The sequence below is a fragment of the uncultured Sunxiuqinia sp. genome (assembly GCF_963974515.1).
Classification (GTDB): Bacteria; Bacteroidota; Bacteroidia; order Bacteroidales; family Prolixibacteraceae; genus Sunxiuqinia.
In genome coordinates this window covers 35,957-48,234 of sequence record NZ_CAXBDD010000010.1, presented here as the reverse complement: position 1 = coordinate 48,234, position 12,278 = coordinate 35,957, and the positions used below count along the sequence as shown (strand labels likewise).

The window sequence follows — 12,278 nt, the reverse complement described above, 5'->3', positions numbered from 1 at the left end:
AAGCCTTATGTCGACAAAAAGAAATATCTCATTGTGGAAAACTGTGGGAAGGTGTGCAAACTTCTACCCATTTTTTATGATTTAAAGGATCGCAATACTCTTGATACCACTCAATAGCGATTTCCACCAGTAATTGAACAGTGACTTTTTCTTGTCGCGTTCAAAGGCGATGGTTCCTTCACGAAATGAGCGATCATCTCTGATGTTTTCTTTTTGGAGTACCAAAATATTGGTGAAAAATGATTGGACTTTTTTGTTGGTCCTGTCTTCCTTATCTAAAATGTGAACTTTCAGATTATCGTACTCAAACAGTAAATCACCCGCAGAACGGTCATCATCATAGGTGAAGTTAAAGGCCAGGCGCTTTAAGTTACCGGTTTCAACTCTCACCGAGGCATTTTGAACCAGCATCGGATTAAACGCCTCAATGTCCATTTCGCCCAATGTCCCTGATACCTGGTAGTTGTTCGGAAATCTTTTGTTCGGAAAAACAAAATCAGCCGTCAGGAGTCCCCGCTCCATAGCCCGTGCCTCAACATGCATCGTTGTTTTACGCCCAATCAAACGATCAATGGAACTCAGGCAAAACAGTTGCCCCTGGACTTGTGAAAACACAACTTCGCCCTCGTCGGTCGAATCTTTTACCCGCTCGGCATACGAAATGGTTCCGTCGTTAACCAAAACCGAATCGACATGAAGTGCAACAGGCAAGTTGTTCAGCATGCCACGCAAGAGCTTTGTATCCGGTTTCACAGGAAAAGGAAGGCGCTTATCTCTGAACGATTTGACATTCAGCCCCGCAATTTGTGCTTTACTGAGCACGACGGCCGTGTCGTTCAGCAACGCATCCAGACGAATTTCCGAGAAGGATATCCTGGTCACTGCGATATCGAACCAATCGGTCTCGACACCCCTGTTTCGGCCTATTTCATATTTGCCGTCTCTTGATCGTAAATTAATTTGGGCGCCCTTAAGTAAACGTTTTTCAGAATCGAAATCCAACGTGTCGTAATCAACAGCATACAATCCGCCGGGAAGCAAATATTGTCCTTGCTGAAGCACCAACCGAAGCCGGTTAAACGATAAGGATTCATAGCTGTATTTTTCTTGAGGAGTGCTGGTCGCCAAATCCCAGAAATCGAGATCCAAACGGGTTAAAAATATCGTATCAGTTTTCTCAGCTCCCTTTTGAAGAAGATTTATTCGGGCATCAACAAACTTCACTTGCCGAATCCGAAAAGCTTGTGAGAATTCTCCTGCTGAATCTTCATCAACTGACACCGAATCATTTGTCATGGTCATTTCAATTGTTGGACGAAGCACTTCAACCGACTTCAACACAATTTCACGATGAATAAGAAGTCGCCAAAGCTTAAAGCCCCCAAACTCAACCTTGGGAATAGAAGCTTGACCAAGACCACTGGTATCGGTCAGCTCCACCTCGCCTAAAACAATTCGGCCGCGCCACAAACTGGCCTCAACTGATTTGGATGTAATACGAATGGAGGCAACGGGTCCTTTCTCCAGTTTTTTCCGGATTATCCCAGACAATACGGTATCACCGATAAGAAAAAAAGAAACGACAGCGACTATCAGAATAAAAGCTGTCGTTAAAATCTTGTGCGAGTATTTCATCCAATTACGATTTTTATAGTCCGGGCTGGCTTTTCACGCCAGACTCAGGCTCTTTTTCTGCTCATAGTCAGAAAGAATCCGACGACTAAAACCACCGCACTGACAATCACCGGAGTCCAATTAGCCTTGCTAACGGCAACTTCGGCCCCAAGGATACTGAAGCTCTCGGAATCATTAAATGCCTGTATCCCAAAGACAACTAGTCCGATTATTCCTAAAATTAATAAAACAGATCCTACAATTCTCATCATTAAAAGATTTAAAGTTTATACCTTTAACAAGATAAAACTATGCCAACTCGTTCAAGCCAAGCCAACAATGCCCGGTTGAATCCGGTTTATCCAATGGTAACAACAGTTGGAGGCTACCCGTAGGAGTAAACACCTTGTCTTTTATGGCCAGGATATTCCACACGTTGAGGCGGCCATTCCTCACAGCGCTGAGCCGAAATAATAAAAAACGGTGTTGAATGGCGCTTTGGTTTCTGGCTTTTTAATTGATAGGGCTAAAACAACAACCACTAAAATTTAGAATATGGCAATTATAGGAGCGATTATAAAAAAAGCCATTGAGTTGGGCTACGCATTCACCTCAAAAACCGAATACCACGAAGTGCAACAGCAGTTGTTACACGATTTGCTGGTCAAAGCAAGAAGTACAAGCTTCGGAAAACATCATCGGTTTAAAGAAATTCTGTACGCAGAAAATCCGGCGGAAGCCTTCGCCTACCATGTTCCTTTTTTCAACTACAATAAAATGCAAAAGGATTGGTGGCACCGGCTTTATCAGGGAGAAGAGAACATCAGTTGGCCTGGCAAGCCGGCTTACTTTGCGTTGAGCTCAGGAACAACTGGCAAGGAAAGCAAACGCATTCCGGTGAGTAACGAAATGCTCAATTACATACGTCTGGCTGGAATTAAACAGGTCGGTGCAACAGCAAACTTCGATTTGCCGCCTTCATTTTTCGAAAAAGAAATTCTGATGCTGGGTAGCTCAACCCAACTGAACGAACGTAACGGCTACCTCGAAGGCGAAATCAGCGGAATCAGCGCCAGTAATATTCCGGCTTGGTTCAAAGGCTTTTACCGACCGGGCGAAGAAATTTCGAAGCTGAAGGATTGGGATGAACGTGTTTTGGAAATTGCCAAGCGTGCCCGAGATTGGGATATCGGCGCCATCAGCGGCATTCCATCGTGGCTCGAACTCATGATGAAGAAAGTGATAACCTATCATGGTGCAAAAAACATTCATGAAATCTGGCCCAACTTGCAGGTTTACACCACCGGCGGGGTGGCTTTTGAGCCCTACCAAAAAAGTTTCAACGAATTGCTCGCCCACCCCATCACCATCATCGACACATATTTTGCCTCCGAAGGATTCATTGCTTTTCAGGAACGACCAGAGACACGCGCCATGAGACTATTGGTCGATAATGGAATCTATTTCGAATTTGTGCCTTTTCGGCCCCAAAACATGAACGAAGATGGAAGCATTGCTGAAGATGCTCCGGTTTTGAATCTCACCGAGGTGGAAGAAAACGTGGAATACGTCCTGTTATTGAGCACAGTATCGGGTTTGTGGCGTTACATGATTGGCGATACGATTGAATTTTCGGATGTTGACAGGGCAGAAATCAGAATCACGGGACGCACTAAATTTTTCATGAATGTGGTTGGCTCGCAACTTTCGGTCGATAAAATGAATGCTGCAATGATTGAGCTGGAGAAGCTGTTCAACATTAAGATTCCAGAGTTCACGCTTTCAACCGTAAGAATCGATGGTGAATTTCATCACGTATGGCATCTGGCCTGTGATGACAACAGTAACGATAAGGCTTTGGCCTGGGCCTTGGATAAACACCTGAAAGAATCCAATAAGAATTATGCCGTTGCCCGGTCAAAGGCACTAAAAGGCGTGTTGGTGCATACTGTTCCGGAGGCTTGCTTTCACGATTGGCATGCACACGGCAAACAGAGAGGCGGCCAGGTAAAAATGGAACGAATGATGAATGAAGAACGCTTTTTGGAGTGGGAATCCTTTGTTAGGAACTGGCTTTCAGAAAAAGAAAAACTCAAAACAGCAAGCCCGCGTTAACGCGGCTTCTCATGTTCACCACCCGTGGCGAATAAAAAAAGAGGCTTCAGCCTCTTTTTTTATTTTGATATACGGATCAGAACACTTTATCGTATCGTCGCCTGGATCGTTGCATTAGCCAGTTAAGGTTAATCAAGGTTGTTATTTAACTATCAGACACTTCTTCTGGAAGAAAGGTACCGGCTCTTTGCTATTGGGTTCGTTTACTTCCCAAGTGTTTCCCGAGCGCAGCAACTCATCCATGTTGTTCACTTTCCGTTTTGCAGAAACGGTGTCAATCTGCTTTTTCAGCTCCTGATCATAAATCGGGGCCTCCACCGAGCGAATCACCCCCATGGCGATCGGAAAATCAGGTAAGGTCATCCTGATCAGCTGCATATGAATGGAAAGATCGACTTCGGTAGCATCATGGACCAAAATATCTGCTTCAGACACCCCATTTTCACCAATGGTCACCACCTTTAAACGGCCATTTTCCAGCACCAGGCCTTTTTCATTATCATTCCCAAAAATCATGGGTTTACCGTGCTCCAAAAACAGCTGACGCTCGGCACGGTGCTTCGGATCCGCAATTTGCTCATGAATTCCGTCATTGAAAATAACACAATTCTGTAGGATCTCAACAATGGATGTTCCCTTGTGCTTGGCTGCTTCGGCAAACACCTGCTGGTTGTGCTTCACATTCGAATCGACCCCGCGGGCAAAGAAGGTGCCGCCGGCCCCCAGCACCAACTGTCCGGGAATAAATGAATCTTCGATGGTTCCAAATGGCGAAGTTTTGGTCACAAAACCCCGGTCGGTTGTCGGTGAATACTGTCCCTTCGTTAATCCGTAAATTTTATTATTGAATAGGATCACATTCAAATCGATGTTCCTGCGGACCAAATGAATGAAGTGATTCCCGCCAATGGCCATCGAATCGCCATCGCCGGTAATGACCCAAACATTCAGGTCAGGGTTGGCACTTTTCACCCCGGATGCAATTGCGGCAGCACGTCCATGAATGGAGTGAAAACCAAAAGTGCTCATGTAATAAGGAAACCGAGACGAACAGCCAATACCGGAGATGACGGCAAATTTTTCATGAGGCACATTCATGTCAGCCATGGTTTTTTGCACCGCGTTCATAATCGCGTAGTCGCCACACCCCGGGCACCAACGTACTTCGTTTTCGCTTTTAAAATCTTTGATTGTATAACTCAAATCTGTCATCATATCTTAGTCCTCCAGTAATTTTTCAACATTTTCCTTCAGCTCGGTAATGGTAAATGGCAAACCCTTCAACTTATTGACTTGGCGGAACTCAAATCCGGGAACCTGATCTCTGAGATATGCCGCAAACTGCCCGAGGTTTAATTCGCAAACCACGATGGTTTTAAACTTACTGAATACGTCGCGGGTGTTGGCCGGAAGTGGCTTGATAAAATTGAAGTGTGCCAGGCTCACATTTTTGCCTTCCTTGCGCATCTCACGAACAGCGCTAACCGTATGGCCGTATGTTCCTCCCCAGCTGACCATCAGCACATCGCCTCCATCCGCATCGCCAAACACTTCCAGCTCAGGCAGCATTTCCACCACTTTTTGAACCTTTGCCTCTCTGATTTCGCAATTTTTCTGGTGGTTCTCCGGATCGTGGTTTACCGTACCTTCCTCGTTCTTCTCCAGCCCACCGATCCGATGTTGAAACCCATCCATCCCAGGGAAAGCCCACTCGCGGGCCAAGGTATCCACATCGCGACGATAAGCTTTAAACTGACTACTGTCTTTAGCTATTCTGGGAGTAATCTCAGGTAGTTCGGCCATCGCCGGAATACGCCAAGGCTCGCTTCCATTGCCAAGGAACCCGTCGGTTAATAAAATCACCGGCAGCATGCGCTCCAGTGCAATTTTACACGACAAGAAAGCGTAATAGAAACAGTCGGACGGTGTGCTGGCTGCAATAACGACCACCGGGCTTTCGCCGTTGCGCCCATACAAGGCTTGCAGCAAATCAGACTGCTCAGTTTTGGTGGGCAATCCGGTCGAAGGGCCGCCACGCTGAACATTGACCACCACCAGGGGCAGCTCGGCCATCACAGCCAGGCCAATCGCTTCCGACTTCAAAGCCAATCCCGGGCCCGAAGTATTGGTTACCGCCAGATTACCGGCAAAAGCAGCACCAAGAGCCGTACAAATTCCGGCAATCTCATCTTCAGCCTGAAAGGTTTTCACGCCCAGGTCACGACGCGCAGCCAAGGTGGTCAGCACATCGGTTGCCGGGGTAATCGGGTAAGAACCTAAAAACAAGTCGAGCCCGGCCTTTTCGGCCGCTGCTAAAAATCCCCAGCCCGTTGCCTGGTTTCCGTTTATGTTCCGGTAAGTTCCTTTGGCAATGGCTGCAGCGTCGACCAAATAACGTGGTGTCATATGCTGCATATTCATGCCATAGTTGTAGCCGCTGTGCAATACTTTCAGGTTTGACTCAACAACCACCGGTTTTTTAGCAAATTTCGTTGAAATAAAATTCTCGATATAATCCATCGGACGATCAAACATCCAACAAATCAAGCCCAAAGCAAACATATTTTTGCTTCGTAATACCGATTTATTATCCATCCCAAAATCCTTTAGGCATTCGCGTGTCAGGCTGGTAATAGGCACCGGAATCTTGGTGAAGTCTTCCAATTTCAATTCACCAAAAGGATCAGTGGTGGAAAACTTCGCCTTATCTAAGTTTTTCTGATTAAAAGAATCAACATCATAAATAATGGTTCCACCCGGACGAATAAAACGGGCGTTGGCTTTCACGGCAGCAGGATTCATGGCAATCAACACGTGCGCATCATCTCCCGGGGTGTTGACTTCCTTATGCCCAAACTGCACTTGGAACCCGGAGACACCGCCAACAGTACCTTGCGGAGCTCTAATTTCGGACGGATAATCCGGAAAAGTTGATATATCATTCCCAAACAACGCCGTGGCGTCCGAGAACAAAGTTCCCGTAAGCTGCATCCCATCTCCCGAGTCACCGGAAAACCGAATGGTCACTTCTTCTAACTCAATAACTTTTGTGTCTTTCATTTGACAATTATTTTAAATAGCTGGATTTTTCCTTCTAAACACTAAAAAAAACGACCGCTAAATTAATGAATTATCACTTTGGAATCATTTTGAATAAGGATCGTTTCTCAGTAGTTGAGCAAAAATAACTAATAATCGATAAGGCAAATAGGATGTATTCAATTATTTATAGCTTTTCATATCTTTGCTCTCAATTTAAAATGAATATAGATAATGGCTCTAATTAAAACATTGAGAGGAAAAACACCGAAGATCGGTGCAGACTGTTTTTTAGCCGAAAATGCAACGATCATCGGGGATGTTGAGATTGGCGATCACAGCAGTGTTTGGTACGGCGCCGTGATCCGGGGTGATGTTCATTCCATCCGTATTGGGCGCAATTCAAATGTTCAGGACTGTGCTGTGATTCATGCTACTTACCAAAAATCACCCACCAACATTGGCGATAACGTGATCATTGCTCATGGTGCGATTGTGCATGGCTGTACCATCAAAGACCATGTGATGATTGGCATGAATGCCGTGGTGCTCGATGACGCGGTGGTTGAAAGTAACACCATTATTGCTGCCGGCTCGGTGGTCACCAAAGGTACGATTGTGGAATCGGGCAGCGTCTACGCTGGAATTCCGGCAAAAAAAGTGAAAGCCATTGGTTCTGATTTACTCGAAGGAGAAATCCATCGCATTGCCAACGCCTACAGCATGTACGCTGGTTGGTACAAGGAATAAAGCAATCGTTATTGTTCATTCGTAATTGGTTATTGTAAAGACAATGGCTAAATTCGAAGCTCGAAATTCAAAACTCATACATGAAACCAACACTTTTAATTTTAGCCGCAGGAATGGGTAGCCGATATGGTGGATTGAAACAAATTGAACCCATTGGCCCAAACGGAGAAACCATTTTGGAGTATTCAATTTTCGACGCCATTCGTGCTGGTTTTGGAAAAGTCGTTTTTGTAATTCGCGAAAGCTTTGCCGACGATTTCAAAAGCCGCTTTGCTGATAAACTCGACGGAAAAATAGCCGTTGAATATGTGTACCAGGAACTGGATAAACTACCCGAAGGCTATTCGCTACCCGAAGGCCGGGAGAAGCCATGGGGAACCGGACATGCTATACTAATGGCCAAAGAGGTGATCAACGAACCATTTGCAGCGATTAACGCTGATGATTTCTACGGACAGGAATCCTTCCGGGTCGCAGCCAATTTTTTGAACAAGCAGGTAACAGGCAACCAATACGCCATGGTGGGTTATCAACTAAAGAACACCTTGTCGGAATTTGGAACAGTTTCGCGAGGCCTCTGCAAAATTGATAAGGATAACAACCTGGTAGAAATAACCGAACGCCACGGAATAGCCCGTACCGGATCTGAAATATCCTTCAGAGATGAAGCAGGAGCAAGCATTGTGGTTGATGAAAACACACCCGCATCCATGAATTTCTGGGGGTTTCATCCTTCCTTGTTTGAGCACCTTGAAAGGCAGTTCAAATCCTTTCTGGATGAAAAAATGGATCAGCCAAAATCTGAGTTCTACATTCCCAGCGTAGTTTTCGATCTTATTGAATCCAGCCAAATACAGGCCAAAGTGCTGCAAGCCGATTCGCCTTGGTTTGGTGTAACCTACCCGGAAGACAAGGCTTTTGTTGTGGAACAGGTTAAACGCCTGACCGACAGGGGAGCTTATCCAAAAAAACTTTGGTAATTCCAGAAGCGACAGATGAAGAAGTGTTACCACCGATTCATCTGTCGTTTCATTCTTTCAAAAAAAAGCCAAAAAGCGGTGTACTTTGTATCCATAAAGCCCGCAACAAACCGTCAATCACCTGATTGACAAGCAGAACTCAGACCGCATTTAGAAAATAGCACAATTCACCACGCATATGACCCAAGCAAATCGCAACGTAGGATTCTTTCAGAAGATGTTGAACTGGACGGAGCGGGCTGGAAACGCCCTGCCCCACCCGGCAACCCTTTTTGCCTTATTCGCCCTTTCAGCATTAATACTCTCAGCCGTCGGCCATTTTTTGCAATGGGAAGTGATTCATCCGGGCACCCAGGAACTCATCCGCCCGGTAAACCTGCTATCGGTCGAGGGTATCCACCGCATTTTACTCGAAATGGTTAACAACTTCACAGGATTTGCACCATTGGGAATCGTTTTGGTGGCTATGCTGGGTATTGGAATCGCCGAGCAAAGTGGATTGGTCAACGCGGTCATTCGCATGCTGGTGCTCAATTCGCCCAAGCACTTGTTAACATTCGTACTGGTTTTCTCGGGAATTCTTTCCAACATGGCAGCCGATGTAGGCTACGTGCTTTTGATCCCAATGGCTGGTGTAATCTTTCGTGCCGTTGGACGGCACCCAATTGCCGGAATGGCAGCTGCCTTTGCCGGTGTTTCAGGCGGGTTTAGCGCCAACCTGGCTCTGGGAGCCATCGATCCCCTATTAGCGGGTTTGTCGCAGGAAGCGGCTCAGATTATTGATCCAACCTACGTAGTGAATGCCACCGCCAACTATTATTTCATGGTGGCCTCTACCTTTGTTATTGCTTTGGCAGGCACACTGGTTACCGAAAAAATTGTAGAGCCACGACTGGGAGAGTATAAAAACGGCGAGGTTCTGGAAGATCAGGCTTTTGACAAGCTTTCGAAAAAAGAGAAGAAGGGATTGCTTGGGGCGCTGGTCGTTTTCCTCCTGATTACAGCCATCTCCCTTTCCGGTCTAATTCCTGCCACTGGTTTTCTACGTGGAGGAGATGGGAGTATGTTGAATTCACCACTGATCAAAGGCGTTGTCGCCATGCTCTTTGTTACAGCGGGAGCGATGGGATTAGCTTACGGATTTGCCACCGGCGCCTTCAAAAACGACGCAGACGTGATGGATGGAATGTCCTTAAGTATGAAAACCTTGTCCACCTACCTGGTACTCGTTTTTTTTGCCGCCCAGTTTGTTGCCTATTTCAAGTGGAGTAACCTCGGAATGATTCTGGCGGTGAAAGGTGCCGGCTTGCTCATGTCGGCAGATATCGGATTGATTCCACTGATGATCCTGTTCATTCTTTTGTCGGCGTCCATCAATATGCTCATGGGGAGCGCCTCAGCCAAATGGGCTATTCTGGCACCCATTTTCATCCCCATGTTTATGATCATGGGCTATTCACCAGAGCTTTCGCAGGTGGTGTACCGCATTGGCGATAGTGTAACCAACATCATTTCGCCCATGATGAGCTTCTTCGCACTGATCATCGCCTTTGTGCAGAAGTATGACCCCAAAGCTGGCATTGGAACCATTATCGCCACCATGCTGCCCTATTCCATCATTTTCCTGCTATTCTGGATTCTGCTGCTGGTAGCTTGGCTGCTGTTGGGGATTCCACTGGGGCCCGATGCCGGAATCCATTACGAACTGCCGCAATAAAGACTTTAATTAGAAGCGTCAAAAATCAAGCTTTCGGACTTGAAAATTGCTTGTCAAACAAGCCAAACTTTAAATCCAAATGCTTGTTATAGATAACATCCAAGAAGCAAAATTATCTCTGAAAAAATGAACCTTAAAGATACACGGACCACAAATATCCTGCTATTGATCGTCGCCATTCCAATAGTTTTTTACCTGCTAAAAACGCTTTCTTTCATCTTCATTCCCTTGATTGCTTCGATGTTTATCGCCCTTTTGTTTTTGCCTTTAATGCGGTGGCTCAACAAACGCAAAGTTCCCAGGCCCGTCAGTATTCTCCTAATCATTCTAATTATTATTGGAGCCCTAAAAGCAGGCGTCGAATTGATCAAATTATCCAGCCATGAAATCATGGCAACCGACAATGAGTTCTTTGCCAAGGCTGAAACCAAACTGACAGATGTAATTGTGTCCATCGAGCAGTTCTTCGGGATGGATCGGGTTCAGGGTGAAAACATCCTGCTTCACTACTTCGAGAGCAACAACAATTTGGGGAACGTCAGTACAACGCTTGACTTTATCGGCGACACTGTTACCATGACTTTGATGACGCTGTTTTTTACAGTCCTACTGCTTTCGGGCTCCATTAACTTTCAGAAACTACTGAATGACACGATTTTTAAGCAGCAATATTCCTCGATCAAGATTTTCATGAAGATTGAAAAAGACATCATCAAGTTTGTCCTGGTCAAGTTTCTTATCAGCTTGTTTACCGGTATCGGCATTGGTTTGGCCTGCCTGTTTTTCGATGTTAGTTTTCCTATCTTCTGGGGGTTGTTTGCCTTTGTCATCAATTTTGTTCAAATGATCGGCTCTGTCATTTCGGTAGTCTTACTGGCACTTTTCGCCTTTATTGAGCTTGATCCGACCAGTGTGCTCTTCTTTTTCGTCCTGACCATTACCGCCGTTCAGGTTCTGATGGGCGGCGTGCTGGAACCGATTTTCATGGGGAAAACCTTTTCGATCAATGTTATTACCATCCTGATCATGCTCATGTTTTGGGGGTATCTCTGGGGAGTCCCAGGCTTGATCATGTCTATTCCCATTACGGTGTTCCTGCGTATTATTTTGGAGCAGTTTCCAAAAACCCGCCTGTTAGCCGACTTAATTGCGGGCCCTGATCAGGACATTCATTGCTTTCTGAAGAAGAACTACAAGCACTAGGGATCAGCCCTGGTGGATCACAGTTCGATCTTTTCAGCCTGAATGGGATAACCGAGAAATTGCTCCGCACGGGCTTCAAAGAAACATACATCTTCGGTGGTTAAAAATTTACGTCCCGACGTCTTGGTACAATTCTCATCGATTTCGGGATGTCGCTGCAGGTATTCCTGAAGCTTTCGGGCAACGATTTTTCCCTGTTCAATAATCCGGACTCCTTCGCTGGGAACGTACTTACGAATGCTGTCAATCAACAAAGGATAATGCGTACAACCCAAAATCAGGCTGTCGATCAGCGGATCCTTCTTAAAAAGTGAACACAGATTCGATTGCACAAAAAAATTGGCTCCATCCGTATCCATCACGTTGCTCTCCACAATAGGCACCCACATGGGGCAAGCTTCCTGAGTGGTTTGCTTAACTCTTCCACCCGACCACTTCTCCAGTTCAATGGGATACGATTCGGAAGCCACAGTTCCGGAAGTAGCCACCACCCCAACGTGCCCATTTTTGGTCATCTCGGCCACTTCTTCCACAGATGGACGAATGACACCCAGCACGCGTTTGTGTGGTGCAATCCTGGGCAAATCGCGCTGTTGAATGGTTCGCAAGGCCTTTGCTGATGCCGTATTGCAAGCCAAAACTACCAAGTGGCATCCTTCGTCAAAAAGTCGCGTTACGGCTTCCAACGTGTATTCATAAACCACATCAAACGATCGGGTACCGTAAGGTGTTCGGGCATTGTCGCCCAAGTAAATAAAATCATATTCAGGCAAAAGAGCGACAAACTCTTTGAGCACAGTCAGGCCGCCGTAGCCCGAATCAAAAACACCAATTGGATGATCATTTGCTGGCATGGAAAA

The 12,278-nt window shown here is 45.9% G+C and carries 9 protein-coding genes; 5 read left to right on the top strand and 4 right to left on the bottom strand.

Annotated features, from left to right (window positions below; all coding sequences use genetic code 11):
- Positions 1 to 81: 81 nt before the first annotated feature.
- Positions 82 to 1,635 carry a hypothetical protein gene (locus AAC033_RS04690; protein ID WP_339735915.1) on the bottom strand — a complete coding sequence of 518 codons (1,554 nt, stop codon included), beginning with the start codon at positions 1,633 to 1,635 and terminating at the stop codon, positions 82 to 84.
- A gap of 534 nt (positions 1,636 to 2,169) precedes the next feature.
- Between AAC033_RS04690 and AAC033_RS04685 the strand changes: the two genes are divergently transcribed.
- The gene (locus AAC033_RS04685) at positions 2,170 to 3,729 is read left to right on the top strand and encodes a GH3 auxin-responsive promoter family protein (RefSeq protein ID WP_339735913.1); all 1,560 of its coding nucleotides are present in this window, start codon (positions 2,170 to 2,172) and stop codon (positions 3,727 to 3,729) included.
- Between the two features lie 141 nt (positions 3,730 to 3,870).
- On the opposite strand, the gene AAC033_RS04680 is transcribed toward AAC033_RS04685, so the two are convergent.
- Both AAC033_RS04680 and AAC033_RS04675 read right to left on the bottom strand, forming a co-directional pair.
- Positions 3,871 to 4,944, bottom strand: a complete 1,074-nt coding sequence (locus tag AAC033_RS04680) for a 2-oxoacid:ferredoxin oxidoreductase subunit beta (protein WP_339735911.1) — start codon at positions 4,942 to 4,944, stop codon at positions 3,871 to 3,873.
- Positions 4,945 to 4,947: 3 nt separating this feature from the next.
- Positions 4,948 to 6,789 carry a 2-oxoacid:acceptor oxidoreductase subunit alpha gene (locus AAC033_RS04675; protein ID WP_339735909.1) on the bottom strand — a complete coding sequence of 614 codons (1,842 nt, stop codon included), beginning with the start codon at positions 6,787 to 6,789 and terminating at the stop codon, positions 4,948 to 4,950.
- A gap of 213 nt (positions 6,790 to 7,002) precedes the next feature.
- Between AAC033_RS04675 and AAC033_RS04670 the strand changes: the two genes are divergently transcribed.
- The 4 genes from AAC033_RS04670 to AAC033_RS04655 all read left to right on the top strand — a co-directional run bounded on the left by AAC033_RS04670 (position 7,003) and on the right by AAC033_RS04655 (position 11,418).
- On the top strand, positions 7,003 to 7,518 hold the full coding sequence (locus AAC033_RS04670; protein WP_339735907.1) for a gamma carbonic anhydrase family protein: 516 nt from the start codon (positions 7,003 to 7,005) through the stop codon (positions 7,516 to 7,518).
- A gap of 80 nt (positions 7,519 to 7,598) precedes the next feature.
- A complete protein-coding gene (locus AAC033_RS04665; protein ID WP_339735905.1) occupies positions 7,599 to 8,498 on the top strand; it encodes a sugar phosphate nucleotidyltransferase in 900 nt (299 codons plus the stop codon).
- 178 nt (positions 8,499 to 8,676) lie between these two features.
- Positions 8,677 to 10,215, top strand: a complete 1,539-nt coding sequence (locus tag AAC033_RS04660; protein ID WP_339735903.1) for an AbgT family transporter — start codon at positions 8,677 to 8,679, stop codon at positions 10,213 to 10,215.
- A gap of 126 nt (positions 10,216 to 10,341) precedes the next feature.
- On the top strand, positions 10,342 to 11,418 hold the full coding sequence (locus tag AAC033_RS04655; protein WP_339735901.1) for an AI-2E family transporter: 1,077 nt from the start codon (positions 10,342 to 10,344) through the stop codon (positions 11,416 to 11,418).
- Positions 11,419 to 11,435: 17 nt separating this feature from the next.
- Here AAC033_RS04655 and murI read toward each other — a convergent pair whose 3' ends face one another.
- Entirely contained in the window at positions 11,436 to 12,272 is an 837-nt protein-coding gene (gene murI / locus AAC033_RS04650; protein ID WP_339735899.1) for a glutamate racemase, read from the bottom strand.
- Positions 12,273 to 12,278: the final 6 nt, after the last annotated feature.

Coding starts and splice junctions, on each gene's coding strand:
- AAC033_RS04690 (WP_339735915.1), bottom strand. CDS start 1,635: ATGAAATACTCGCACAAGATTTTAACGACAGCTTTTATTCTGATAGTC.
- AAC033_RS04685 (WP_339735913.1), top strand. CDS start 2,170: ATGGCAATTATAGGAGCGATTATAAAAAAAGCCATTGAGTTGGGCTAC.
- AAC033_RS04680 (WP_339735911.1), bottom strand. CDS start 4,944: ATGATGACAGATTTGAGTTATACAATCAAAGATTTTAAAAGCGAAAAC.
- AAC033_RS04675 (WP_339735909.1), bottom strand. CDS start 6,789: ATGAAAGACACAAAAGTTATTGAGTTAGAAGAAGTGACCATTCGGTTT.
- AAC033_RS04670 (WP_339735907.1), top strand. CDS start 7,003: ATGGCTCTAATTAAAACATTGAGAGGAAAAACACCGAAGATCGGTGCA.
- AAC033_RS04665 (WP_339735905.1), top strand. CDS start 7,599: ATGAAACCAACACTTTTAATTTTAGCCGCAGGAATGGGTAGCCGATAT.
- AAC033_RS04660 (WP_339735903.1), top strand. CDS start 8,677: ATGACCCAAGCAAATCGCAACGTAGGATTCTTTCAGAAGATGTTGAAC.
- AAC033_RS04655 (WP_339735901.1), top strand. CDS start 10,342: ATGAACCTTAAAGATACACGGACCACAAATATCCTGCTATTGATCGTC.
- murI (WP_339735899.1), bottom strand. CDS start 12,272: ATGCCAGCAAATGATCATCCAATTGGTGTTTTTGATTCGGGCTACGGC.